General features: G+C 64.2%; 27 protein-coding genes and 1 pseudogene. 22 read left to right on the forward strand and 6 right to left on the reverse strand.

Features of this window, described 5'->3' with window-relative positions:
- The first annotated feature begins 17 nt into the window (after positions 1-17).
- From ACCQ06_RS13350 to ACCQ06_RS13445, 20 genes are all read left to right on the forward strand, one after another.
- Positions 18-713, forward strand: coding sequence for a S24 family peptidase (locus ACCQ06_RS13350; protein WP_316686299.1), 696 nt, complete (start codon positions 18-20; stop codon positions 711-713).
- Positions 714-1,743: 1,030 nt separating this feature from the next.
- Entirely contained in the window at positions 1,744-2,109 is a 366-nt protein-coding gene (locus ACCQ06_RS13355) for a hypothetical protein (RefSeq protein ID WP_316686301.1), read from the forward strand.
- Positions 2,106-2,321 (forward strand): hypothetical protein, encoded by a 216-nt coding sequence (locus ACCQ06_RS13360; protein WP_316686305.1) that lies wholly within the window; start codon positions 2,106-2,108, stop codon positions 2,319-2,321. The genes ACCQ06_RS13355 and ACCQ06_RS13360 overlap by 4 nt, the downstream gene beginning before the upstream one ends.
- Positions 2,321-2,494: a hypothetical protein gene (locus ACCQ06_RS13365; protein WP_316686307.1), complete on the forward strand. Its 174-nt coding sequence runs from the start codon at positions 2,321-2,323 to the stop codon at positions 2,492-2,494. The genes ACCQ06_RS13360 and ACCQ06_RS13365 overlap by 1 nt, the downstream gene beginning before the upstream one ends.
- Complete coding sequence (locus ACCQ06_RS13370) at positions 2,491-2,748, forward strand: hypothetical protein (RefSeq protein WP_316686309.1); 258 nt, start codon at positions 2,491-2,493, stop codon at positions 2,746-2,748. The genes ACCQ06_RS13365 and ACCQ06_RS13370 overlap by 4 nt, the downstream gene beginning before the upstream one ends.
- Before the next feature lie 38 nt (positions 2,749-2,786).
- Positions 2,787-3,380, forward strand: a complete 594-nt coding sequence (locus tag ACCQ06_RS13375; protein WP_316686311.1) for a hypothetical protein — start codon at positions 2,787-2,789, stop codon at positions 3,378-3,380.
- Positions 3,381-3,754: 374 nt separating this feature from the next.
- Positions 3,755-4,588 carry a hypothetical protein gene (locus ACCQ06_RS13380; protein WP_349810187.1) on the forward strand — a complete coding sequence of 278 codons (834 nt, stop codon included), beginning with the start codon at positions 3,755-3,757 and terminating at the stop codon, positions 4,586-4,588.
- A gap of 2 nt (positions 4,589-4,590) precedes the next feature.
- Positions 4,591-5,433, forward strand: a complete 843-nt coding sequence (locus tag ACCQ06_RS13385; RefSeq protein ID WP_316686315.1) for a lambda-exonuclease family protein — start codon at positions 4,591-4,593, stop codon at positions 5,431-5,433.
- 42 nt (positions 5,434-5,475) lie between these two features.
- The gene (locus tag ACCQ06_RS13390; protein ID WP_316686317.1) at positions 5,476-6,375 is read left to right on the forward strand and encodes a hypothetical protein; all 900 of its coding nucleotides are present in this window, start codon (positions 5,476-5,478) and stop codon (positions 6,373-6,375) included.
- 223 nt (positions 6,376-6,598) lie between these two features.
- Complete coding sequence (locus tag ACCQ06_RS13395; protein WP_316686319.1) at positions 6,599-6,979, forward strand: zinc-finger-containing protein; 381 nt, start codon at positions 6,599-6,601, stop codon at positions 6,977-6,979.
- Positions 6,976-7,233 (forward strand): hypothetical protein, encoded by a 258-nt coding sequence (locus tag ACCQ06_RS13400; protein WP_316686321.1) that lies wholly within the window; start codon positions 6,976-6,978, stop codon positions 7,231-7,233. The genes ACCQ06_RS13395 and ACCQ06_RS13400 overlap by 4 nt, the downstream gene beginning before the upstream one ends.
- The gene (locus ACCQ06_RS13405; protein WP_316686323.1) at positions 7,230-7,385 is read left to right on the forward strand and encodes a hypothetical protein; all 156 of its coding nucleotides are present in this window, start codon (positions 7,230-7,232) and stop codon (positions 7,383-7,385) included. Before ACCQ06_RS13400 ends, ACCQ06_RS13405 begins: the two co-directional genes overlap by 4 nt.
- Entirely contained in the window at positions 7,382-8,233 is an 852-nt protein-coding gene (locus tag ACCQ06_RS13410) for a DNA adenine methylase (protein WP_316686325.1), read from the forward strand. Before ACCQ06_RS13405 ends, ACCQ06_RS13410 begins: the two co-directional genes overlap by 4 nt.
- Positions 8,230-8,367 (forward strand): hypothetical protein, encoded by a 138-nt coding sequence (locus ACCQ06_RS13415; protein ID WP_316686327.1) that lies wholly within the window; start codon positions 8,230-8,232, stop codon positions 8,365-8,367. Before ACCQ06_RS13410 ends, ACCQ06_RS13415 begins: the two co-directional genes overlap by 4 nt.
- Before the next feature lie 74 nt (positions 8,368-8,441).
- Positions 8,442-9,176 (forward strand): phiTE_072 family protein, encoded by a 735-nt coding sequence (locus ACCQ06_RS13420; RefSeq protein WP_316686329.1) that lies wholly within the window; start codon positions 8,442-8,444, stop codon positions 9,174-9,176.
- Positions 9,173-9,775 carry a hypothetical protein gene (locus ACCQ06_RS13425; RefSeq protein WP_316686332.1) on the forward strand — a complete coding sequence of 201 codons (603 nt, stop codon included), beginning with the start codon at positions 9,173-9,175 and terminating at the stop codon, positions 9,773-9,775. Before ACCQ06_RS13420 ends, ACCQ06_RS13425 begins: the two co-directional genes overlap by 4 nt.
- Positions 9,775-10,038, forward strand: a complete 264-nt coding sequence (locus tag ACCQ06_RS13430) for a hypothetical protein (protein ID WP_316686335.1) — start codon at positions 9,775-9,777, stop codon at positions 10,036-10,038. Before ACCQ06_RS13425 ends, ACCQ06_RS13430 begins: the two co-directional genes overlap by 1 nt.
- Positions 10,039-10,108: 70 nt before the next feature.
- Positions 10,109-10,318, forward strand: a complete 210-nt coding sequence (locus ACCQ06_RS13435; protein ID WP_316686337.1) for a helix-turn-helix transcriptional regulator — start codon at positions 10,109-10,111, stop codon at positions 10,316-10,318.
- A gap of 251 nt (positions 10,319-10,569) precedes the next feature.
- Positions 10,570-10,746, forward strand: a complete 177-nt coding sequence (locus tag ACCQ06_RS13440; RefSeq protein WP_228323819.1) for a hypothetical protein — start codon at positions 10,570-10,572, stop codon at positions 10,744-10,746.
- Between the two features lie 189 nt (positions 10,747-10,935).
- A complete protein-coding gene (locus ACCQ06_RS13445; protein ID WP_316686340.1) occupies positions 10,936-12,021 on the forward strand; it encodes a GGDEF domain-containing protein in 1,086 nt (361 codons plus the stop codon).
- Positions 12,022-12,360: 339 nt separating this feature from the next.
- Here ACCQ06_RS13445 and ACCQ06_RS13450 read toward each other — a convergent pair whose 3' ends face one another.
- Together ACCQ06_RS13450 and ACCQ06_RS13455 are read right to left on the reverse strand one after the other, a co-directional pair.
- Positions 12,361-12,870 (reverse strand): chemotaxis protein CheW, encoded by a 510-nt coding sequence (locus ACCQ06_RS13450; RefSeq protein ID WP_104614704.1) that lies wholly within the window; start codon positions 12,868-12,870, stop codon positions 12,361-12,363.
- A gap of 11 nt (positions 12,871-12,881) precedes the next feature.
- The gene (locus ACCQ06_RS13455) at positions 12,882-14,540 is read right to left on the reverse strand and encodes a methyl-accepting chemotaxis protein (RefSeq protein ID WP_228323817.1); all 1,659 of its coding nucleotides are present in this window, start codon (positions 14,538-14,540) and stop codon (positions 12,882-12,884) included.
- A 301-nt stretch (positions 14,541-14,841) separates the two neighbouring features.
- Here ACCQ06_RS13455 and ACCQ06_RS13460 point away from each other — a divergent pair.
- Positions 14,842-15,460, forward strand: a pseudogene (locus ACCQ06_RS13460) (DNA-3-methyladenine glycosylase).
- Here the strand turns inward: ACCQ06_RS13460 and ACCQ06_RS13465 are convergent.
- Positions 15,400-19,794 carry a DEAD/DEAH box helicase gene (locus ACCQ06_RS13465; protein ID WP_316686346.1) on the reverse strand — a complete coding sequence of 1,465 codons (4,395 nt, stop codon included), beginning with the start codon at positions 19,792-19,794 and terminating at the stop codon, positions 15,400-15,402. The pseudogene ACCQ06_RS13460 and the gene ACCQ06_RS13465 sit on opposite strands and share 61 nt — an antisense overlap.
- Positions 19,795-20,341: 547 nt before the next feature.
- Between ACCQ06_RS13465 and ACCQ06_RS13470 the strand changes: the two genes are divergently transcribed.
- Positions 20,342-20,722, forward strand: a complete 381-nt coding sequence (locus ACCQ06_RS13470; RefSeq protein ID WP_228323890.1) for a DUF3301 domain-containing protein — start codon at positions 20,342-20,344, stop codon at positions 20,720-20,722.
- Between the two features lie 227 nt (positions 20,723-20,949).
- Here ACCQ06_RS13470 and ACCQ06_RS13475 read toward each other — a convergent pair whose 3' ends face one another.
- The 3 genes from ACCQ06_RS13475 to ACCQ06_RS13485 form a co-directional block, all read right to left on the reverse strand.
- On the reverse strand, positions 20,950-21,324 hold the full coding sequence (locus tag ACCQ06_RS13475; RefSeq protein ID WP_228323889.1) for a hypothetical protein: 375 nt from the start codon (positions 21,322-21,324) through the stop codon (positions 20,950-20,952).
- Between the two features lie 31 nt (positions 21,325-21,355).
- The gene (locus tag ACCQ06_RS13480; protein ID WP_104614707.1) at positions 21,356-21,796 is read right to left on the reverse strand and encodes a ClpXP protease specificity-enhancing factor; all 441 of its coding nucleotides are present in this window, start codon (positions 21,794-21,796) and stop codon (positions 21,356-21,358) included.
- Positions 21,797-21,874: 78 nt separating this feature from the next.
- Positions 21,875-22,510, reverse strand: coding sequence for a glutathione S-transferase N-terminal domain-containing protein (locus ACCQ06_RS13485; RefSeq protein ID WP_024939278.1), 636 nt, complete (start codon positions 22,508-22,510; stop codon positions 21,875-21,877).
- Between the last annotated feature and the right edge of the window lie 227 nt (positions 22,511-22,737).

Genomic DNA, 22,737 nt, shown 5'->3' on the forward strand with positions numbered 1-22,737 from the left:
TAACGGAAGATTCGGCGATGACAACCGCCGACACCCCTCTCGTAGCGCTGCGCCGCGCACGTCTCCAGCAATGGATCAACGATCACCACGACGGCAAGCAGGCCGACTTCGTGCGTGCTGCCAGCATCAACCAGGGTGAGCTATCGCTACTGTTGAAGAGCAAGTCTTTTGGTGAGAAGCGCGCAGCAGCGCTTGAAAAAGCCGCAGGTATGCCGACTGGTTACCTGTCTTCCGCAGGAGCTGATCCGACAGCCGTCTCAGCTGTCGCAGCGACTGAGAAGCCCGCCGGAGACTATGTTCGCGTCAATCAGCTGGATGGAGATGCGGGCATGGGCGAAGGACGAATCAACGATGACTACCCAGAAGTGATCAAGTCGATGGATTTCACGCCGGCGTACATTCGCTCGGTCGTGGGATTCGTTCCTCAGCCAGGCAGACTTGTGCTGGTCACCGGCCGAGGCGACTCCATGATCCCGGTGATCCAACCCGGCGAATCATTGATGGTGGATACCGGGGTTACATCGTTCGATGGCGACGGCATCTACCTCATCAACACCGGCAACGGGCAGCAGATCAAGGGCCTGCAAGACCGGGGCGATGCAATCTACGTGGTGAGCGCCAATGCAGCGCTCTACCCCGCTTTTCCCCTGCCACGCGGCGCGATCGTCGGCGGCAAGGTGTATCTGCGCAACAGAATTGATCGACTTAATTAATCCAGAGCCAAAGGGGGAAAGGAATGAAGATTCAAGGGATTCTAGGAGTTGGGCTTCTGCTTCTTGCAGTGGCAGAGTCGATAGCTGGCGGCGTCCGTGTGAAGGGTTACACACGCAAGGACGGGACATACGTAGCTCCTCACTACCGTAGCTCACCCAATTTGAGTAGATACGACAACTACTCATCCAGCGGGAACTACAACCCGTACACGGGGAGGATTGGCACTGTGCAGCCTCAGGCCGCCCCCAGCTACAAGCCACCTTCCTACTATCCTTACATTCCGCCGCCATCGTCAGCAGCATCTTTGGCGACCGCGTCACAGCACCAGCTACTTCCTGGATATTCAAACGCGTTGCTGAAGGCTAACTCCGCAGGGTTGGCAAATTCCGCAGTGATAACGCCAGAACAGATTTCGTCGGACACAGCGGTAAGTGTGGGATCAACCCAAGTAGACCAAGCACTTAAAAGTGTAGAGGCACTTGGTAGGCACTATCGTGATACTGACCCGAATTGGCAGGCTAAGCTGCTCATCTTGCAACCACGAATAGCGGAAATCCAAAGCACGCTACCGCCGAATCAATGGGCAAACGCTGTGGCTATTGCATGGGCTGCTTTGCCTTCGCCTAGTTTTCGCACAAGTCATGCAGACGCACTTAATTCATACGCGCGGCAAGAGTGTCAAGAGGCGGCTGACAAAGCATCTGATTTAGCGGATGCGGCAAATAACCTCGCCAGGTGTGCATCACAAGGCGATCTTACAGATGACTGCAGCCGTCAGACCCGTGCCACTCGCTACGCCGCAGATGACTACGAATCAGCAATTGGCTCGATCTCTGAAGCATGTAGCTAGGCGCTTTACCGGAGACAACACGAAACCCGCTCACGCGGGTTTTTTTTCGTCTGCAGGTCCTTCATGAACGACGTTCAGAAAATCACCAAACAAATTTACCTTTTGGTATTGACCAGAAATTACCGTTTGGTAATCTGTCCTCGTCGGCCCAATCCGGGCCAAATCGAACGAGGACGGGGATGGCTCTCGCACACCACTACCACCCACTTTGCGGCTGCTTCTCCTGCTGTCAGCAGGAACTGGCAGACGAACGCGCCGACGAACTGGCGCTGGCGCTGCACAGCAATGGCAACGTCCTGAGCGATGCGATCGGCGAGATGACCGGCGAGCAGTTTGCCTTGATGGCCGCACGCCGAGCTGATGGTAACGCTGAGGGTGTGATCGAAATCTTGAGCACCGCCGTCAGCGACTACCTGTCTCAGCTGATCAACGGCCGTATGGACGACGTGGACTGCTCGCGCATCGAAGCGGTGCAGCACTACCTGACTGTGTACGAGGCCAAGCCGGCGCCGGTTGCCGTGCAGCCCTGGCGGGTGGCGGCATGAGCGCCGTCATCCCCTTCCCCACCGCTGCGCGCGGCGCCGATCTGGTGCGCGACATGGCGCTAGATCGCGGCTATGGCGCGATCACTGTGGCGCAGCTGGTGCGCACCTTCCAGCCCGACAACGTCCGCTCTCTGCGCGTCCAGGCATCGCAGCACGTGCGCGATCCGGACGAGTCGGCAACCACCTACTTCGATGGCCCGGAGGCTGCGTGATGGAAGACGCCGACTTCATCGCAGCAATGCGCGCCGGCCTGCCGCAGCTCTCCGCGCCTGCAGGTCTGGACGTGATCGATTGCACCGGGATCTTGCTGGGCAATGCAGACCTGGAACTGTCCGATCTGGAGCGCATCGAAGGCATCTGCGTATTGCCGGAGAGCTGGGCATGAACGTTGCCGCCCTGCTCTCGCTCATGACCTGGACCGCAGCAGCAGCGTTCTTCGCTGACGTGGCGCGCCGCTGCTGGATTGTCAGCGCCTGGTCGTTGCTGCCACTCGCGACGATCGCTGCACTGATCTGCGCATGGGTTGCGATCGACAAATGCATTTCGATCTACCGCAGCGCACGGCACAAGCGTACACCGGCGGATTTCATCCGGCCCAACACCAGTTTCCCGGAACAGCCGCGCCGCGGCATCCGTTGATCCCCGCCGGCGCGCCGGCACAACCCGACGAGGTTTCCATGTTCCAACTCGATGACGCGACCGCGAAGGTCGCCAACTTCAACCCCCGCGCCGAGAAACACGGCGAGGACAACGTAACTGCCGGCGACATCAAGATCGTGGCCACCGTCTCCAATGGCGTGCTGGATTACTTCAACAAGCATCTGCGCGCTGCGCTGTATCGCAAGGCGCTGGCCGGCGAGCAGCAGGATCTGATCGAAGGCGGCAACGCGCTGGTGGCGGTGAAGTTTCCGCGCCTGGGTGCCATCGCTTGGGACGAAGACTTCCCGGGCTACGAGATCGAACTGGGCGGCGGCATGGGCCTGACCGAACCGCTGTTGCTGGTGGACGTAACGCTGAAGAAGTTCCGCTTCGAACCGCTCGAAGGCGGCAGCGTCGCCGTCACCTTCAACGCCATTTGCCATCCCGACGCAGAAGAAGCCGGCCAGCTGTGCCAGATGATCCAGAACGACGTGCAGCTGACGGTGCGCCCGCCGACAAAACAGGGCCAGCAGAAGCCGAACGATTCGCTGGAACTGCAGGATGCCACCGATGCCACCGATGCCGCTGAAGAAGCAGCGCGCTTGATTGATGCCGGCAAGAAAGCCGCCTGATTCCCCAGCTGGTCGTCCCCCTGTCGACCAGCACCACACGCGCCGTGATGGCGCCACGCAGCACCGCCGATGGCCGTCCGCCTCACGTTACGAGGCTCCATAGCGGAGCGGCTTGCGATCAACGAGCGTCCATGTCTGTCGTATCGAAGACCAGGCCGCTCCGCTATGGAGGGAATGCGCAGGCTGATGCGCACCGTGGGACAGGCCTCCCTGGCGCCCGCCCGAAGGTTTCAAACCAGCAATGGTTCCAAGAAGGACAACGGGGTCGGCCACAGCTACCGCCACCGAAAAAAGCCGGAGATCAGCACCGGCCCCTCCACCCATCGACAACACGCCGGCGCCGCCGGCAGGAGATTGCAGTGAACAACGTAGCCGTGATTCCGCAGAACCAACAGGGTGCGCTTGTCGCGCAACCGCGCCAGCAATTCGACCTCAGCCCGCAGACGTTCGAACAGGCGCTCACGTTCGCCGATTACCTTGCAGATAGTGACCTCGTCCCAAAGGACTTCAAGGGCAAGCCTGCGAATTGCTTGATCGCGATGCAGTGGGGTGCCGAGCTGGGTCTGAAGGCGCTCCAGGCGATCCAGAATATCGCCATCATCAACGGGCGTCCGGCCTTATGGGGTGACTCAGTTCTTGCGATCGTACGCGCGTCGCATCTATGCGAGTACGTCACCGAAACTGATGACGGCGACACCGCAACCTGCCGCGTAAAGCGCCGGGGCGAAGCGGAAGAAGTGCGCACCTTCAGTATGGCCGACGCGAAGACTGCCGGCCTGCTCGGCAAGGCCGGCCCGTGGACGAATTACCCGAAGCGCATGCGCCAGATGCGCGCACGTGCGTTCGCCCTGCGTGACGTGTTCACCGACGTGTTGCGCGGCATCGCGATCGCCGAGGAGATCATGGACATCCAGCTCGCAGGTGCTGCCACCGGGGAGCAAGGCCGCGCGACGATCGAGGGCCAGGCCGACAAGCAGCTGCCGCTGTACTCGGAAGCCGACTTCGCTGCGAACCTGCCGAAGTGGTGGGACATCGTCGCCAGCGGCAAGAAGACCGCCGACGACCTGATCGCAATGCTGCAGACGCGCGCGCGCTTCACCGCAAAGCAGCTGGAAGAGATCCGCAACCCGCCGACCGATGAAGGTGAGGCCCAGAGCGACGTCGCTGCCGCTGCCGGCGGCATCACCCAGACCGCAGTGGAGCGTTGAGCATGAAGACCGTCAACCTGATCCAGGGCACGCCGGAGTGGCATGCCCACCGCGCAACCCACCTCAACGCCAGCGACGCACCGGCGATGCTCGGTTGCAGCCCGTACAAGACGCGCGCGCAGCTGTTGCGCGAAGTCGCCACCGGCATCGGCGAGGAACACGACGACGCCACCCTGCAGCGCTTCGCTGATGGCCACCGCTACGAGGCTCTGGCGCGTCCGATTGCTGAGCAGATCATCGGCGAAGACCTCTATCCGTGCGTTGGCACCGAAGGCAAATACTCGGCCAGCTTCGACGGCCTCACCCTGCTGGAAGAGACCGCGTTCGAGCACAAGAGCCTCAACGACGATCTGCGCCGTGTGATGGTCGAAGGCTGCAATGGCGCCGATCTGCCGCTGGTCTACCAGGTGCAGATGGAACAGCAGGCGATGGTGTCCGGCGCGCTGCGCGTTCTGTTCATGGCGTCGAAGTGGAAGATGGATGAGGACACCAGGGAGTGGACGCTGGTCGAGGAGCGGCACTGCTGGTACACACCGAACGCGGAACTGCGCGCGCGCATCGTCGCAGGCTGGAAGCAGTTCGAGGCCGACGTAGCCGCCTACGAGCATGTTGAAAAAGTGGAACAGGTGGCCAGCGGTCGCGCGCCCGAAACGCTGCCTTCGCTGCACGTCGCCGTGACCGGCATGGTGACCGCGTCCAACCTTGCCGACTTCAAGGCATCGGCAATGGCAGTGCTGAGCGGCATCAATCGCGAGCTGCAGACCGACGACGACTTCGCCAATGCCGAGCAGACGGTGAAGTGGTGCAAGGGCGTGGAGGAGCGGCTGGAGGCGACGAAGCAGTAGATCCTCGGCCAGACCGCCGACATAGACGCGGTGTTCCGGACCATGGATGACGTCGCCGCCGAAGCGCGCCGCGTGCGCCTGGAGCTGGCCAATCTGGTCAAAGTCGAAAAGGACAACCGCCGCTCGCAGATCGTCGCCAACGGCGTGCAGTCTGTGCGGGATCACTATGCGTCTATCAATGCGGGACTCGATGCGCATGCGCTGACGGTACCGGCCAGCCTGCCGGCCGACATCGGCGCCGTGATCAAGGGCAAGAAGTCGATCAGCAGCATGCAGGATGCCGTCGGCACCGCTGCAGCAAACGCGAAGGTCGCCGCCAGCCAGCAGGCCGAGCGCGTGCGCGCCAACGTGCGCGTGCTGGAAATGGAGATGGGCGCGTTCGCCGGCCTGTTCCATGACCGCGTGCAGCTGTGCGCCACGAAATCGCCGGAAGATCTGCGCAACCTGATCACCGCGCGCATTACAGAACAGCAGCGCGTCGATGAGCAACGCCTGGAAGCGCAGCGCGACAAGATCCGTCAGGAGGAAGCGGACAAGCTGACGCGTGAGCAGCAGGAGCGCGAGGAGGCGCAGCGTCGCGCCGATGCCCAGGCCGATGCAGCACGTGTCGCTGCCGCTGCGCCTGCGCCCGCCGCTGCACCAGCTTCCGCCCCGGCCGTCGTGTCGGCACCGGTGGCGGTGGCCCCCGCTCTCTCGCAGGCGGCCAAGTCACTGCCCGCCCCGGCACCTGCCCAGGCAGTGCGCATCAAACTCGGCGACATCAACGCCAAGATCGCGCCGCTGACGATCACCGCCGACGGTCTAGCGCAACTGGGTTTCCTGCCGGCGACGATCGAGCGCGCTTCGAAGCTCTATGACGCCGCCCAATTGCCGGCGATGTTCAGCGCCATGCAACAGGTGTTCGCGCGCGCGGCCACCAACAGCTATCAGCAGGCCGCGTGATGTTGCGCACCTGCACCAGCTGCGAGCGGCGCCTGCGCGAGTCGCAGTTTCCGATGCAGGGCGGCCGCGTCGTCAGCGTATGTGTTCCCTGCCGGAACGACATCAAGCGGGCGCAAACCCGGCTCGCACCGGTTCGTCCTAATCCCGAGCAGATCCGTCTCAACAACGCTGCTGCGCTGTGGCATGGCCCGGTACAGCGCACCCACCTACTGAGGAATGCAGCTTGAATCGATCGAATCCGCGCCCTTGCCCCTACTGCGGGCAGGAAGATCAACTCGTGACCGGGCAACAGGTGTACCCGCACCGCCCCGACCTGTTTGCAAAGCCGATTTGGGCTTGCATGCCGTGTGGCGCCTGGGCCGGGTGCCATCCCGGTACCGAGCGTCGCGTGGGCCGGCTTGCGAACTCCGCCACCCGCCAATTGAAGATGCGTGCGCATGATTCCTTCGACCCGCTTTGGAAGAGCGGCCGCATGAAACGGGGAGCCGCCTATGCGTGGCTGCGCGAGCGCACGGGCCTTGATGAGCGGGAATGCCACATCGGGTGGATGTCCGACGATGACCTGCGCAGGGTGATCGAAACATGCGAAGGAGAAACCGCATGACCCGCCACCTCACCCGCCGCGCGCCGAAGCGCAGCGGCGGCTTTTCCTGGGGCCGCTTCCCGACCAGCGACAGCGCCCTCATCACCTGGCGCATGTTCCGCCGCGATCACACCAGGGCGCTACATACGCACGCGCTGACCTTCACCGCCAGAGACGACGCGGCCTATGTCGCGAAGCAGCTGCGCCGCGCGCGCCGGCAGTTACGCGACCGCGTGGACGAGATCGACCTGGCCGCAATGGGAGTTGCCGCATGACCATGCATCCGAATGACCGATTGTCCGCGCTCGACTGGGCGCTCAAACTCGCACGCGAGGCCGGCAAGACCGAAGAGCTGGTGCGGCTGACGCACGTGCCCGCCCTGCAGGAACTGCGCGACGAAGCGCAGCGGGAGGCTCGCGGCGGATGATCACTTCCCCCGCTTTTCGCTACCACGGTGGGAAGTTCAGGTTGTCACCGTGGGTGCAGCGGCACCTTCCACCGCACCGCACCTACGTCGAACCGTTTGGCGGCGCAGCCGGCGTTCTGCTGACAAAGCCGCGTAGCTACGCGGAGGTTTACAACGACCTCGATGGGGACGTGGTGAACTTCTTCCGTGTGCTGCAGACACCAAGTGACCGCAATCGCCTGATCGAGCTGTGCCAACTTACGCCTTACGCCCGAGCTGAGTTCAACCTTGCATGGGATGCGACGGATGACGCGGTCGAGCGGGCAAGACGCCTACTCATCCGCGCCCAGATGGGCTTCGGTTCGGCTGGCGCTACAAAGGGCAAAACCGGCTTCCGGATCGACGTGCAGCGCGCTTATGGCACTGCACAGCATTTGTGGACTCGTTTCCCCGCCGGCCTAGCCGATGTGGCGGAGCGCTTCACCGGTGTACTGATCGAAAACCGATCAGCGATCGAGGTTATGAAGCAGCACGACACGCCGCAAACGCTTCACTATGTGGATCCGCCGTACGTCCATAGCACTCGCGTGATGCAGGCAGGCAAAGCCGGCTACTACCGCCACGAGATGGCCGAGGCAGATCACAAGCAACTGCTTGAGTGCATCGTCAGGCTCTCAGGAATGGTTGTAGTGTCGGGCTACCGCACTGAGCTATACGACTCCGCTCTCGCCGGCTGGCGCCGCGAAGAAACACAGTCGCGCATCAGCGCAGGCCGTGGCTGCAAGCTCCGGACGGAATGCCTGTGGATAAGCCCCGCATGCGCATCAACGGGGCACCAGCATGCTCTCCCGCTGGAAGACGTCGCATGAAGCCCCAGCTCTTCCCGCGCGAGCCGCGCCGCATGAAGCAGCCGGCGAAGGATCTGCTCCGGCAGCAGCTCGCCATGGCCGCCGACCACATCGAGCGGGTCACCGCCGAGAACCAGGCTCTGCGCGCCATCTGAGCAGAAGCCGTCAACACATGCCAGGGCCAAGCCGAGCAGCTTCGCGCCGCGCTGGCGCAACAGGAGAAAGCACGATGAACGAACATTCCGGCAATTCCGGACAGTTGCCTGCAGATGCGGAGAGCGGTGGGGATGCACGTGCGCAGGCTGCGGACGGCGTGCTTCCCCCGTTACCAATTGCCTTCTTCGACGAATTCGGCAGTGGCGCTGACGACCGCGTACAAGACTATGCACGCGCCGCCGTCGCCGCCCGCCAGCCGGTGGGGGTGGAAGATGGTCGATTCCCTGGGGGATTCCAGGACGCAATCGATTACGTAAATGCCATAGGCAATGCTGCTGGTCAGCTGTACGCCCAAGCGTTCGGCCATGAAGATGACGGCAGCAGCACGGAATTGGAGCTACTGCAGAAGGTGTCGCTTCACCTTGCCGCAAGCGATGCCACGCCAGTGCAGGCCGTGGACTTGAGGCAGGGGCCCCATGGCATTCGCTTTATCGAAATTCCCAGCCGCAACAACCTCGATCCGATCAACGTGTTTGTGCAGGACTACGAACTAGGCCGTGGACGCATCGTTGTGACCTGCTACGGGCAAGCGTGGTGCGGGTTCTGGCGCGCCATGGGCGACTGCTCAGTGATGCAGTTCGTTGCTTCGTGCGAAGCCGACTACGTGGCGGGAAACATGCTCAGTGGACGGCACGAGCAGGTGAAGAAGCATGAGCGCGAATATGTGCAGCGTATTGCCGCAGAAGTGATTACCGAGTTCCGCACGCTGATAGACACCCAAGCGGCGGCACAGGAGCAGCAGGCATGAACGACATCGAGAAGAAGGCGCGGGAGATTCTGGAATCGCTGCCCAAGCCGGGCAAAGGTAGACTGATGCCACCCAACCGGCGAGGCGACTACGAATTCGGGCATGACGAAGAGGACGTGCAGGAATACGCGCTGGAAGCTATCGTCGCCGCGTTGTCGGCCGCGCCTGCTGCTGTGCCGGCTGACACATTCCAGGCCGGCGTATCGAAGTGGATGGGGGAATGCTTCTTGCCATCGCTCTACAGCAACATGACCAAACGCGGCGACCGTCTGCTGGAAGAGGTGCTGGAGCTGCTGCAGTCGAATGGCTACGAGCCGTCACGCGTGGCGACGCTGGTGGAGTACGTCTACGGCCGCCCCGTCGGTGAGCCGGCGCAGGAAGTCGGCGGCGTCATGGTCACCCTGGCAGGCTACTGTTGGGTGGCCGGACTGGACATGCATGCCGAGGGCGCACGCGAGCTGGAAAGGATCACGCAGCCCGAGGTGATGGCGAAGATCCGCCGCAAGCAGGAAGCGAAGAACGCGCTGCACTTCGATACGCCACTGCCTGGGAATGCCACCCACCGCCAGCCGGCAGCGGCGAAGAAGGATGGTGAGTGATGCCGCGCGCAAAGAAATCTCCGGGGATGTGGTATGCGCGTGCACAGCAGTATCGTGCGATGGCTGACGGATTGCAGTGCCAAGAACAGGGGCTGCATGAAACGAAACACCAGCATGTCGAGCGTCGTGACGCGACTGAGTTGGTACGGCGACAGCTAATTCGCGAGTCTGAGCGCTGCTGGCGGGAAGGCGGCCGCATCGACGCAACGCAGAGAGCCGCGCGCATCGACCAGCAGGCCAAGCCGGAGGTGCGCAATGGCTGAGCGCCCCGACCAACGTTATCCGCCAGCGCGTGCAGCGCGCTTGGGACAATTACCAACTGGAGACCACCCGATGAGCGATACCACCGAAAAGCCGCGCCGCCTGCTGCGCATCGCGCAAGTCATTGACCGCGTCGGCATGTCCCAGACCACCATCTACGACCGCATGAAGAAAGGCACGTTCCCGAAGCCGGTGCCGCTGGGCACGCTGGTTGGCTGGGTAGAGTCCGAGATTGATGCCTGGATCGACGCCCGAATCGCAGACCGCGACAAAGCAGCTTAGGCGGGGGCATATCTGGGGGCATGTGACCCCGAAGACGCCGCGCAATGCATGCGCAGCAACTGTTTCGGAACGCCCAGCGGTTCCCTTCCGCTCCACCACCGCATCAAGCGAAGAGCCTCGGACGTTCACGTCCGGGGCTCTTTCGTTGCTGCCGTCGCAAGCGACGCCGCAACACTGAGGTGCGGGCAATGCCGCCGATATCACATCGCGCGCGCTAACGTCCGCCTCTCCATCACAGCGGACCCTTCGCCATGAGCAACCAACAACGCCAACCCGACAATGCCGGCGACGATGCCAGCGGCGTCTCCGACAGCCAGGACTCGCGCAAGCAGGACGAAGCTGCCAAGCAGCGTCCGGGCCAGGAAGACCTGAAAGTGCATGACGAGCACAGCCGCCGCCCCAAGGGCAATGCCGGCCAGGGCGAATGACTGCTGGCAGGACTGCCGCGTCGGAGTGGAATCCCCAGCGCTTACCGCCGCCCGCCGATGTGGCAAGATCCTGAAACGTCGGCCGCTGGGGCTGCCGACGTTTCATCGGACGGTGTGGCGCACGCAATGGCAGCGACCACTGACGCAGACACTCGATCGCCTTGATGGCGCTTGTTGCAAAGGCCTTGCATGCAGCTTCCAGACGCACCCGCGTTGCACCTGATCCACGCGACCTTGTTGCCGGGCGACGTTGGCGCCTTGCTGGGCGCGCGCGCGCCGGCAAATGAAGACGATCGTCTGGCCACACTGCACGCTTACCAGCTTCTGGATACGGCGCCCGAGCCGCGGTACGACGCGCTGGCTGCAGATGCCGCCGCGCTGTGCCGCACGCCGATGGCGTTGATCTCGCTGGTCGACACGCAGCGGCAGTGGTTCAAGTCCAAGATCGGCATGCAGCCGAGCGAGACGCCACGCACGCTGTCGTTCTGCGCGCACGCCATCCTTGCGCCCGATCAGCTGATGGAAGTGGCCGATACGCATCTGGATGCGCGCTTCGCCAACAACGCGCTGGTCACCGGCGAGCCCCAGATCCGCTTTTACGCCGGCGCCCCGTTGCTGACCTCCGACGGCGTCGCATTGGGCACTTTGTGCGTGCTGGATCGTACGCCGCGGCGGCTGTCCGGTGCCGAGCGCGAGGCGTTGCGGGCACTGGCGCGGCAAGTCGTGGACACCATCGAATTACGGCGCGCGGCCGAGCTGGTCGAGCTGGATGAATTACGTGACACGCTCACCGGCCTCTGGAACCGTGCCGGGCTGGAACATGGCCTGCAGCAGCTACAAGACACACGTGCCGCGGCGCCGGAAGCGTCGCTGAGCTTCTTGCTGATCGATCTGGATGGCTTCAAGCGGCACAAGCTGCAATCGGGCGTTGCCGCAGCGGAAGCGACGCTGGTGCAGGCGGCAAGACTGGTCGAGGCGCAGTTGCCGCCCGCCACCATTGTGGCGCGGCTCGACGGCGGTCGGTTGTGCGTGGCGCTGCCGGCTGCGGTAGCGCCTGCTGCAATGCAGGCTGCCGAAGACATCCGTCAAGCGGTCGAAACCGCGCACTGGCCCACCGGAACGCTGACCGTCAGCATCGGGCTGGTCGATGTGCCTGCCAGCGAGACGCTCGACAGCAATACTTTGCTGGCACGTGCACGGCATGCGCTGCAAGGCGCGATCTGCGACGGACGCAACCGCGTACAGCGATTCAGCGGCTGGCATCTGCAAGGCTGAAATTCGCTCGAGCTGAATTGCTTGAGCTGTCTTTCTTCGTGCCTTGAGCGACAGTCGTTGCACTGCCATGCAAGTAGGACTGCGGGTAGACGGCGCTGCATAACACGTGCTCAACATTGGTTGATGCGCGCCTGCGCAGTTCTGACGCCGAACGCCTTTGCGCTACGTGATTTGCCTTGGGCACCCAGCGGCAGACAACCTACCGCCCGCGCACGCTGCCCGACCAACCCGCCCCGCTTACGAATCACCGCGACTCACGACACGCAGTCTGTCTAAGCGCTTGCAGTCGTCTGCACTGTCAATCGACCGGCATCGGCTCGTCAGAATTCCACGCAGCCGTCAGGCAGCCAGCGCATCGGCGTTGCCGGCAATCTCGTCCACCTGCAGCACCTGTTCCATCTCCAGCAGCACCACGAAGCGCTCGCCCACCTTGCCCATGCCACGCAGCAGGTCGCGGCGGATATGCGTACCGAACGCAGGCGCCGCTTCGATATCGTCATCGGCCAGTTCGATCACCGCATTGACGGCGTCGACCAGCACGCCGATCACCTGGGTGCCCTGCGCCTGCTCGGTGGACAGAATCACGATGCAGCTGCGCTTGTTGATGGCGCTGTCGGCACGCCCGAGCCGTGCCTGCAGATCCACCACCGGCACCACCGCGCCGCGCAGATTGATCACGCCGCGCACGCACGCCGGCATCGACGGCACCGGCGTCGGAGTGCGGTACTGGATGATTTCGCGAATCCCAAGAATGCTGGTGGCAAAGGTTTCGCCGTCCAGTTGAAAGGTGAGGTACTGGGCGGCCGCATCGGCATCGCCCGGCATGACATCGAAAGTTTGTGCGGTCATCGATCGATCTCTCAGAAGCGAGCGAACTGGCCTTCGTCCGGGCCCTCGGACAGCGCGTACGCCGGCGCTACAGTGGTGCGCCAACCGCGCGCAGCTGCGGCCCGTACAGGATGCGCGGCCGCCTGCTTGCCGCGCTTGGGCGGCGTGCTTGCAGCGCCCTGCCCGCCCAGCCGGAAGAACGCCATGCTCTGTTGCAGTTGCTCGGCCTGCGTGCTCATTTCTTCGGCGGTGGCGGCCAGTTCTTCGGAGGCGCTGGCGTTTTGCTGGGTGGTCTGGCTCAACTGCACCACCGCCGAGTTGATCTGGCTCACGCCCGAGGATTGTTCTTCGGACGCGGCGGAAATTTCCTGCACCAGATCCGAGGTGCGCTTGATGCTGGGCACGATGGTGTCGAGCAGGCGTCCGGCGCGGTCGGCCAGTTCCACGCTGGAACTGGCCACCTCGCCGATTTCCTGCGCGGCCACCTGGCTGCGTTCGGCGAGCTTGCGCACTTCGGCCGCCACCACCGCAAATCCCTTTCCATGCTCGCCGGCGCGCGCCGCTTCGATGGCGGCATTGAGCGCGAGCAGATTGGTCTGATAGGCGATATCGTCGATGATGCCGATCTTCTGCGCAATCTGCTTCATCGCCTGGGTGGTGGCCACCACCGCTTCGCCGCCTTCGATGGTTTCCTTCGCGGCCTGGGTGGCCATGCCGTCGGTGATGCGGGCGTTTTCGGTGTTCTGGCTGATCGATGCGGTCATCTGCTCCAGCGAAGCGCTGGTCTCTTCCACGCCGGCCGCCTGTTCGCTGGCGGCCTGCGATAACGACTGCGCGGTGGCGCTGACTTCTTCGGACGCGCTGGCCAGGGTCTCGGCGCTGGTATTCACCTCGCCCACCACCTGCGACAACTTCTGCACCATGGTGCGCATGGCTTCGAGCAACTGCGCGGTTTCGTCGCGACCGTGCACGTCGATGCGCATGGTCAGATCGCCTTCCGACAGGCCATTGGCGACTGCAACCGCACGACGGATCGGGCCGGTGACGCTGCGGCTGATCACCACGCCAAGCCCCCCCCCGAGCAACACGCCGCCGCAGATGATGGCCATCAGCAATCTGGAACTGCGCGCATGGATCGCGCTGGTTTCGGCGTTGGCCGATGCCGCGCTGCGCTCACGCAGGCCGCTCAAGTCGGTCATCAGATTATCGACCTCATCCGAACTTACGCGGACCGCACGCGACAATGCGGCAAGTTCGGGATTGGCGTCGCGCAAGGCCTCGCGGTTGGCGGCTTCGATAAAGCGCCCGCGCTCGTCCAGATATTTCTGCCACGCACGGTCGAACTGCGCGAGCTTGGTCTTGCCTTCGTCGGTCTGAAAGCTGCCGCGTGCACGGGTCATGTGCTCGACCACCTTGGCGGTGTATTTGTCGATGTTCTGCACGTGCGACTGGCGCTCTTCCGCGCTACTGGCCAACATCAGGTTGGCGCGTGCGCGGCCGGCGTAAATGAGGTTGATATTGGCCTCTTTCACGTTCGATAAACCCAGCAACTCGCGCTCGTACAGCGAGGTCGACAGGTCGCTGATGCGTCCGGAGTTCGAATAGCCCACCCACCCGATGCACGCGCCGATCGCAGAGACGATCAGAAACGCCACGATCAGCCTGGTTCCGATTTTGAAGTTGCCTAACATTGGGAGTTCTCTTAAGTGATGCGTGGGCTGCATGCATGCAGTGCATGGGCAATCGACGGCGCTGCGCGTGCCGATCGCACGATGCGGACTTGTCTAACCAATCGTTAATAGCTATCGGCGGTGGCAAAACACGCTTGATATGCAACCGTCGGTACAGCGCGCATTCATGCAACTGGATTTGCTGTTTTGTGACAGGTCCAGCGCTCCTGACCTGCGGCATTCGGAAAAACCCTACCCCTGCTCTGCAGGCTGTCCGGGACAGTCCGCAGAGACATCACGTCCGTGCAGCTAGGCTGAGGCCATGTCGCCCACGCCACTGCCCCGCAGGTTTTACGCACACGATTCGCGCGAGGTTGCGCCGCGCCTGCTCAACAAGGTGCTGGTCAGTGCCGATGGCCGCCGCGGCCGCATCACCGAGGTCGAGGCCTATTGCGGCAGCGACGATCCTGCCGCGCACTCGTTTCGTGGCATCACCCCGCGCACGCAAGTGATGTTCGGCGCGCCCGGGCATCTGTATGTGTCTCATCTATGGCATGCACTGGGCGATCAATGCGGTGTGTGGCGGCGCCCCCGGGCATGCGGTGCTGATCCGCGCGCTGCAGCCGCTCGCCGGCGTGCCGGCCATGCAGGCGGCACGCGGCGCGGCGACGGCCAAGGCACTGACCACCGGCCCCGGCCGTCTGGCGCAGGCATTCGGCGTCACTGCGGCCGACAACGGACTGGACCTGACCGATGCTGGCGCACGTCTGTGGATCGAAGACGATGGCACCCCGCCGCCGGCAGTTCCGCTTGCGACACCGCGCATCGGCATCCGCAAGGCCGTCGACCAGCCATGGCGCTGGGTGGTGCCCGACAGCGCCTATTTGTCGCGCCCGCTCCCGCGCGCGACCGGCACGTGTGCGGCGCTGCTAGGCGACTGAGCCAGCCATTGCTGCATCGGCGTCTGCTCAGCCGCACCTGGCCCGCGTTGCAGGAGGCGCAAAGCCTGCTCGGTGTGTTCGGCGGAGAGGTCCTGCAGCGGTTGGAAGCGATCGGCGGCCCACACCGCCATCGGCAGGCCGTCCAGCGATGCGACGCGATTGCCCGGCACCCGTGCCACGCGCTCGCCAGGCAGGATGCTGCCCAACAGATTGCTGGGGTCGCTTGCGCTCACGCACACCCAGCGTTGTTGCGGAACCTGGGCGCGCGCACGGCGCAGGGCCGCGATCGCATCCGGCAAGGCGAACTGCTCACCAGACAGACCGGCGATGAAACGGCCGCCGCGGATTTCGCCGCGCGCTTCCAGGCGTTGATACATGCGCAGCAGTTCGCGCCAGGGCGGCAACCACGCCGCCTCGCGCTCGAGCAAGCGCCAGCACACCACGCCGTAGCGGCGCAGCAACGTGCGCGCAACGTGTTCGAGCATTTCCTGATGCCGTTCGCCGGCTTCGGCCAGCGGCAGCTCGGCAAGCGCACGCACCGGCGCCCATCGCCCGGCATCGCGTATGCCCAGGGCAGTGGCACGACGCCGCTGCCGCGAGAGCGCCGACGGCCGCTTGGAGGCCGGCACCAGCAGCGCGCGCAGCCCGGCATAGCTGTCGCAATGCGCACGGCCACGCATTACCAGTTCGCTCAGGGCGTCTTCCAGCTCGGTGCTCATCAGGTGTGAGGCATCGGCAATTTCGTCGAAGAACAACGCACCCTGCTGCTGCAAGACCTCCACCACACGCTGCGCGCGGGACCCCAGCGGTGCATCGTCGACCGCACGTGCCAGGCCACTCCAGCGCTGCGCGTCGCGTCGCGGCAGCAGCACGATTGGGGTCGCCCGCAACGCGGCGCCGCTGCGTCCACCGCCCGGCCGCAAGCGCGCCCACACGGTGCGTCCGGCGGTGCATAAATCATCCAGCCAGGCGGGTTGATAGTCGCGTACACGCGCCGGCAGCACTTCGCTTTCCCACAGCACGGCCGGCGCTTCGAAGCCTTCCAATTGCCCGACCACGCCAGCCAACGCGTCCGGTCCGGCAACCCGGCTCTCGCTGTCCACATGCTGCCACTCAAACAGAAAGCGCGCGTAATCGCGCTGCGATACCGGCTCGATCTCGCGCCGCAAGCGCCCCAGCGTGTAGCGATGGATGCGCGCCAGCAGATGGCGTTCGCACCACTCTTCCGACTGCGCGTGCGCACTGAATTGGCCGGCCATGACATAGCCCTCGCGCTGCAATGCCAGCAATGCCAGCGCGATCTCGTCGTCGGGCAAGCGCAATGCACTGGCCAAGGCCGGCACCTGCGCCGGGCCAACCGCCGACAAGCGCCCACGCAACAGCTCGCGCACCGCCCTGTCGCGCTCCCAGTCGGCCACGCGGCAGTCGTCCGGTGCCTGCAACGGCGGCTGCGCCGATGCGTGCGGATACAGGCGCATGAACCAATCGATCCGCTCGGCGCTGATCCACAGTGCAGGCGCGCCGTCCATCACCAGGCAACTGGCGCGGCCGTCGGCGGCGAGTGCCGTCAACCACGGCTGCCACTGCGCACCGGCCGTTTCATCGACCGGCAGCACGCCCAGCCCGACCAGGGCCTCGTGCATCTCTTCGGCATCGCGTGGCTGCGGCCAGGCCTCCTCACGCACCGACGCGATGGCCTGTGGGTCCAAGCGCCCCAGGTCGTCGCTGTTCTGCGGAGCGTAACGGCGGCTCTGCACGGCCTGGGTGCGGCGTTCTTCCAGCGGCGCGTCGTCCAGAAATGCGTACGGACGCGCATTCAAGGCTTCGGCCGCCAGCGGTGAAGGCGCCGCCAGATCACGCGCCACCAGCGTGATGGCACCCGATTCCAGCCCGCGCAGCACCTGCAACCAGCCTTCGCTGTCCATCGCCTGATGCAGGCAATCGTCCAGCGTTTGCGTCACCAGCGGATGATCCGGCACCTCGCGCTCGCCAACCAGATTCTCCGCACAGGCCACCTGATCCGGGAACACGGCCGCCAACAGGTCTTCGGACTTCATCCGCTGCAGCTGCGGCGCCACCTTGTTGCCACCGGTGAAACGCGGCAGCGCCATCGCGTTGGTGGCGTTCCAGCGCCAACGCACGCCGAACAGCGGCGCATCCAGCAGCGCCTGGATCAGCACATGCTCGGCCGACGACGAATGCAGATAACGGCCAACTTCTTCCAGCGCAAAACTGTGACTGGTCGACAGCGACAATACGATCGCATCTTCTGTCGCTGCCGCCTGCAATTCAAAATTGAAGGTGCGGCAGAAGCGCTTGCGCAATGCCAGCCCCCATGCGCGGTTGATGCGACTGCCGTAAGGCGAGTGGATCACCAATTGCGTGCCGCCGCTGGCATCGAAAAACCGTTCCATCACCAAACACTGCTGCGTAGGCATGGCGCCCAGCGCCGCGCAAGCATGCGCCAGATAGTCCACCAGTTGCTGCGCCGCTTCTGCGCAGCAGCCCAGCGTGCTGCATAGCCAATCACGTGCTGCCTGATGCGGTGCGTTGTCGAGTCGGGCCGCAATCTCGCCGCGCAGGCGCGACACCGCTGCTGACAGCTCGTCGCTGCGGCCAGGCGCTTCGCCTAGCCAGAACGGGATATTCGGCGGCGCGCCCTTGGCATCTTCCACGCGCACGCGCCCGGCATCCACGCGCAGGATGCGGTAGCTGGCATTGCCGAGCTGGAACACGTCGCCGGTGAGGCTTTCGACCGCAAAATCTTCGTTCACCGTGCCGATCTTTTCGGCCTGCGGCTCCAGCACCACGCTGTAATCGCCGGTTTCGGGAATGGTGCCGCCGGAAGTCAGCGCGGTCATGCGCGCACCGCGGCGCGCATGCAGCCGCCGATGCACCGCATCGCGATGCAGATACCCGGCACGCGGGCCAAGCCGGGTACTGAAGCCCTCGCACAGCATGCGCACAACGCTATCGAAGGTGGCACGGCTCAGCTGGGCGAACGGCCACGCGCGCCGCATCAGCGCAAACAGCGCATCTTCGTCCCAGTCCTCGCAGGCTGCTTCGGCCACGATCTGCTGCGCAAGCACATCCACCGGCGCCAAGGGAATGCGCAGCGCATCCAGTTCGCCGCGCCGGATGCTGTCCAGCAACGCCGCGCACTCCACCAGCTCGTCGCGGGTCTGCGGAAACAGCCGCGCCTTCGGCGTGCCGCCGACCTTGTGACCGGAGCGGCCGGCACGCTGCAGGAAGGTGGCGATCGAGCGCGGCGAGCCGAGCTGGCACACCAGATCCACATCGCCGATATCCAGGCCCAGCTCCAGCGAGGCGGTGGCCACCAGCACGGTGAGCTCACCCGCCTTGAGCCGTTGTTCGGCCAGTAGACGCGTCTCGCGCGACAGACTGCCGTGATGCGCGGCAACGCGTTGCTTGCCCAACAGATCGCCCAGATGCCGCGCCGCACGCTCGGCCATGCGCCGCGTGTTGACGAACACCAGCGTGGTGCGATGCTGCTGCGCAAGCGTGGCCACGTCGGTATAGACCTGCAGCCATTGGTCGTTGGACATCACCACGCTCAACGGTGTGGGCGGCAGCGCCAACGCCAGATCGCGCTCACGCGTGTAGCCGATATCGACAATCTCGCAGGGCTGTGGCACGCCGTCTTCGCCCACGCCGACCAGAAACTGCGCGACGGTGTCGATGGGTTTCTGCGTTGCCGACAAACCGACTCGCGTGATCGGTTGATCGGCCAGTCGCTGCAGCCGCTCCAAGGTCAGGCTCAGATGGCTGCCACGTTTGTCCGCCGCCACCGCATGGATTTCATCGACGATCACCGTGCGCACATGCCGTAAGGCACTGCGCCCGGATGCCGAGCCCAGCAGCACGTACAGCGACTCCGGCGTGGTCACCAGAATATGCGGCGGCACGCGCCGTGCCTGAGCCCGCTCGCGTTGTGGCGTGTCGCCAGTGCGGACCGCCGTGCGCACTGCCACGTCCGGCAGGCCTTCGGCGGCCAGGGCCGCGCGGATGCCCTGCAACGGCGCTTCCAGATTGAGATGGATGTCGTTGGACAGTGCCTTGAGGGGCGACACGTACACCACCCGCGTTTGGTCAGGCAGCGCACCGCCGTTGTCCAGCCCGTCGCGGATCAGCGCATCGATCGCTGCAAAGAACGCGGTCAGCGTCTTGCCCGACCCGGTCGGCGCCGCCACCAGCGTATGCCGCCCTGCCTGGATCGCCGGCCACGCAGCGATCTGCGCCGGCGTGGGCGCAGCAAAGGCCTGCGCGAACCACGCGGCGACCACAGGATGGAAGTGCTGCAGAACAGGATGCATGGGCGATGCCCGACACCACGACGCCAACCGGCCGCCCGGCAATCGGATTCAACTCGACGAGAGTGCAATGGATGGGGGTCGGCAGCAGCCCACACAAGCCGGATGCGGCGTTGGCAGTGAACGATTTAGAGCGAACTAGACAAGACTACGCCGCGACCATTGGACGGATACAGCCGCCAGGCGGACACGCTCGGTGCCCGAAATCCTGTTTACCACGCTTGCACTATGGTGCCCGTGTACCGTCCACGTCCGTTTCGCAGCGGGTCGCTACGTTGTGTTGGCCGCTCTTGGTGCGAGCAAGTAAGGCTAAAGCGCGAGCACCCCACGGGCGCGGCCGGTGCTCGGGCTTTTATTTATCGCGCTTGCACTCTGGTGCCCGTGTACCCGTCCGCGTCCGCTTCTCAGCGGGTCGCTACGTTCTGATAGCAGCTCCTGGTGCGGTATGGCTGGGGCCGGACTGCGGGGTGCGGGGTGCGGGAGTGGGAGCACCGCCGGTTGCTTGGCGATGATCGCGTCGCTGACGCAACGTTGCGGGCCGAGCGGACGATTGTCGATCGGCCGCAAGCCGTGGCACATTGGCGGCATGCCCAGCCTCATCCTCTTCATGATTGCCGGTGCCGCGCTGTTCGCGTTCTGGAACTCGTCGCGGGCCGCGGCCGAACGCGCCGATATCCTCGGCCGCAATGCCTGCCGTGCTGCCGATGTGCAGTGGCTGGATCAGAGCGTGCACTCCACCAATCTGCGCATCTGCAGGATGCCCAATGGATGGCCGGGTTTCGAGCGCACGTTCCGTTTCGAATATTCCTACGATGGCGCAGATCGCCACAGCGGCAAGCTAGTGCTGCGCGGCGATCAATTGATTGCGTTCACCGGGCCGCAGGTCGCGACGGTGCGTGCGCTGCACCCGGAGCAAGAGCGGCTGGAATGAGCGGGCCGCGTTGGCATCCGCGTCTGGCAACTGTTACCGATGTCTGTCTGTGCCGGATGCCGGCCTGGAGCGGCTGAAAGACGCAGCGAGCAACCGTCAGCTCGGCGTGGATTGCGCTCAGAACTGCAGCGTTTGCGTGGCAGATGCCACACCGAGCGCCGGCCGCCACCCGCTTGGAGGTAAGCGCACGCTCTTAGTCGCAACTGTCGTCGTGCGTTGCCCTTGGCTCACTCCATCAGTCGACGAATGGCAGCCCTCCAGCCAGATCCGGCGACCGGAGCTACCGCGCCACCCGGCACCGGCTCGTATCCGTTCCCCCTGCCGCTCAACCAGCGCAGCTGCTGCTTACCCTCGCGACGCAGCTGTGCCTGTGCGAACAGGCACAGCGGATGCTGCATGTCGGCCCGCTTCAACAGCCGCGACTTTCCATCCACCTCGATGCCGAGAAAGTGCGCTTCATCGGGCGTATCGACATAGCTGCGCGCCACAAGACAGCGCGCGCCTTGCGTGAAGCGATAGAGGTCGTACTCGTAGTGGTAATCGACTGCGCCGGACGCATCCGGCTCACTGCAATCGACATGACGCGCGCGCTCCACCTGCACGGGAACGTCGCCGCCGGTCACCTTGCGCGCGTTACTTGACCACGCGCAGGTGCGGGCGCTTACCACCGCTGGGCGGCTCATCCGGCGTCGGCGCGCTCGGCGGCGGTGCACCGGGATCCGGCGGCTCGCTGCTGGTACCGGGGATGTCGTCCGGCAATGCCATGCCCTGCCCGGTTTCGCGCGCATAGACCGCCAACACGGCCGCCATCGGCACCATCACCGGATAGCTGACGCCACCGAAGCGTGCGGTAAAACTCACGCTCTCGTTGTCGACCTGCAGCCCGACCACGGCGCGCTCGGCGATGTTCAACACAACGCGGCCATCTTTGACAGCACTGGCCGGCACTTGCACGCCGGGCAGTCCTGCATCCACCAAAACGTGCGGCGTCATGCCGTTGTCGTTGATCCATTCGACCAAGGCCCGCAACAGGTACGGGCGATGGCTGGTCATGCGGGGGAAATCTTCGCTCATGACGTCATTTTACCCGGACATGGCCCGCAACGGCGGCGACGCGCGCGCAAGTCGGTCTGTTGGCATACAGCCGTCGCATCAGCCCGGCAAATCACGCAGCTTTTTTTCCTGATCGGTGAGGCTGCGAATGAAACCAGGATTGCGGAAGATCCGGTTGCCGTAGTCCTCGATCGCCTTGCCATCCTTGGGCAGGCCGATCTCCAATGCATCCAGTCGCCAGATGATCGGCGCCATCGCGCAATCGGCCAGACTCATTTCCGGATTGAGGAAGAACTTGCTGGCCTTGAACAACGGCACCGATGCGGTGAGCAGTTCTTTCAGCCGCTTGCGGCCGGCTTCGGCTTGGGTCTTGTTGCCGAGCTGGATCGCCTGCACCTGCGGCACCCAGTCGTGTTCGATACGCAGCATCGCAAGGCGCAGGCGCGCACGCGATAGCGGATCGACCGGCATCAGCGGCGGATGCGGATAGCGCTCGTCCAGGTATTCGCTGACCACCGATGCGGCGTAGAGCACCAGATCGCGCTCGACCAGCGTCGGCACCGAATGATAGGGATTGAGATCGATCAGATCTTCGGGAGGATTTTGCGGGTCGACCGGCACCAGGTCGTAGGTCACCCCTTTCGCCGCCAGGACCAGACGGACCCGGTGGCACAACACGTCGTCGTTGGACGAAAACAAAGTCAAGGTATTCCGCATACGCACACTCGTCGCCATTCAAGGCTCTCCGACGACCGGAATCCGCCGGCCGCATCGGCGCGGCCGGCCCAACGCCGACCGTCACCACGGTCCTTCGAGTGTGCAATCACGTCACGCAAAAGCCAAGAGTGATAGGCCTTATTAATGCACAGGTAACGGATGACGTTGCGGAGTTGTCAGGTATGGCCGACGCTTTGCGCCGTTTTGACTGGATATCGCGCTGCGGCAGTACGATCAGGACGACT

The sequence above is a fragment of the Xanthomonas sp. NCPPB 4467 genome (assembly GCF_041475665.2).
GTDB lineage: Bacteria > Pseudomonadota > Gammaproteobacteria > Xanthomonadales > Xanthomonadaceae > Xanthomonas > Xanthomonas dyei.

What these genes read in the sequence shown, in the direction of transcription:
- ACCQ06_RS13350 (WP_316686299.1), top strand. Translation starts at nt 18, where the DNA reads ATGACAACCGCCGACACCCCTCTCGTAGCGCTGCGCCGCGCACGTCTC.
- ACCQ06_RS13355 (WP_316686301.1), top strand. Translation starts at nt 1,744, where the DNA reads ATGGCTCTCGCACACCACTACCACCCACTTTGCGGCTGCTTCTCCTGC.
- ACCQ06_RS13360 (WP_316686305.1), top strand. Translation starts at nt 2,106, where the DNA reads ATGAGCGCCGTCATCCCCTTCCCCACCGCTGCGCGCGGCGCCGATCTG.
- ACCQ06_RS13365 (WP_316686307.1), top strand. Translation starts at nt 2,321, where the DNA reads ATGGAAGACGCCGACTTCATCGCAGCAATGCGCGCCGGCCTGCCGCAG.
- ACCQ06_RS13370 (WP_316686309.1), top strand. Translation starts at nt 2,491, where the DNA reads ATGAACGTTGCCGCCCTGCTCTCGCTCATGACCTGGACCGCAGCAGCA.
- ACCQ06_RS13375 (WP_316686311.1), top strand. Translation starts at nt 2,787, where the DNA reads ATGTTCCAACTCGATGACGCGACCGCGAAGGTCGCCAACTTCAACCCC.
- ACCQ06_RS13385 (WP_316686315.1), top strand. Translation starts at nt 4,591, where the DNA reads ATGAAGACCGTCAACCTGATCCAGGGCACGCCGGAGTGGCATGCCCAC.
- ACCQ06_RS13390 (WP_316686317.1), top strand. Translation starts at nt 5,476, where the DNA reads ATGGATGACGTCGCCGCCGAAGCGCGCCGCGTGCGCCTGGAGCTGGCC.
- ACCQ06_RS13400 (WP_316686321.1), top strand. Translation starts at nt 6,976, where the DNA reads ATGACCCGCCACCTCACCCGCCGCGCGCCGAAGCGCAGCGGCGGCTTT.
- ACCQ06_RS13405 (WP_316686323.1), top strand. Translation starts at nt 7,230, where the DNA reads ATGACCATGCATCCGAATGACCGATTGTCCGCGCTCGACTGGGCGCTC.
- ACCQ06_RS13410 (WP_316686325.1), top strand. Translation starts at nt 7,382, where the DNA reads ATGATCACTTCCCCCGCTTTTCGCTACCACGGTGGGAAGTTCAGGTTG.
- ACCQ06_RS13415 (WP_316686327.1), top strand. Translation starts at nt 8,230, where the DNA reads ATGAAGCCCCAGCTCTTCCCGCGCGAGCCGCGCCGCATGAAGCAGCCG.
- ACCQ06_RS13420 (WP_316686329.1), top strand. Translation starts at nt 8,442, where the DNA reads ATGAACGAACATTCCGGCAATTCCGGACAGTTGCCTGCAGATGCGGAG.
- ACCQ06_RS13425 (WP_316686332.1), top strand. Translation starts at nt 9,173, where the DNA reads ATGAACGACATCGAGAAGAAGGCGCGGGAGATTCTGGAATCGCTGCCC.
- ACCQ06_RS13430 (WP_316686335.1), top strand. Translation starts at nt 9,775, where the DNA reads ATGCCGCGCGCAAAGAAATCTCCGGGGATGTGGTATGCGCGTGCACAG.
- ACCQ06_RS13435 (WP_316686337.1), top strand. Translation starts at nt 10,109, where the DNA reads ATGAGCGATACCACCGAAAAGCCGCGCCGCCTGCTGCGCATCGCGCAA.
- ACCQ06_RS13440 (WP_228323819.1), top strand. Translation starts at nt 10,570, where the DNA reads ATGAGCAACCAACAACGCCAACCCGACAATGCCGGCGACGATGCCAGC.
- ACCQ06_RS13445 (WP_316686340.1), top strand. Translation starts at nt 10,936, where the DNA reads ATGCAGCTTCCAGACGCACCCGCGTTGCACCTGATCCACGCGACCTTG.
- ACCQ06_RS13450 (WP_104614704.1), bottom strand. Translation starts at nt 12,870, where the DNA reads ATGACCGCACAAACTTTCGATGTCATGCCGGGCGATGCCGATGCGGCC.
- ACCQ06_RS13455 (WP_228323817.1), bottom strand. Translation starts at nt 14,540, where the DNA reads ATGTTAGGCAACTTCAAAATCGGAACCAGGCTGATCGTGGCGTTTCTG.
- ACCQ06_RS13465 (WP_316686346.1), bottom strand. Translation starts at nt 19,794, where the DNA reads ATGCATCCTGTTCTGCAGCACTTCCATCCTGTGGTCGCCGCGTGGTTC.
- ACCQ06_RS13480 (WP_104614707.1), bottom strand. Translation starts at nt 21,796, where the DNA reads ATGAGCGAAGATTTCCCCCGCATGACCAGCCATCGCCCGTACCTGTTG.
- ACCQ06_RS13485 (WP_024939278.1), bottom strand. Translation starts at nt 22,510, where the DNA reads ATGGCGACGAGTGTGCGTATGCGGAATACCTTGACTTTGTTTTCGTCC.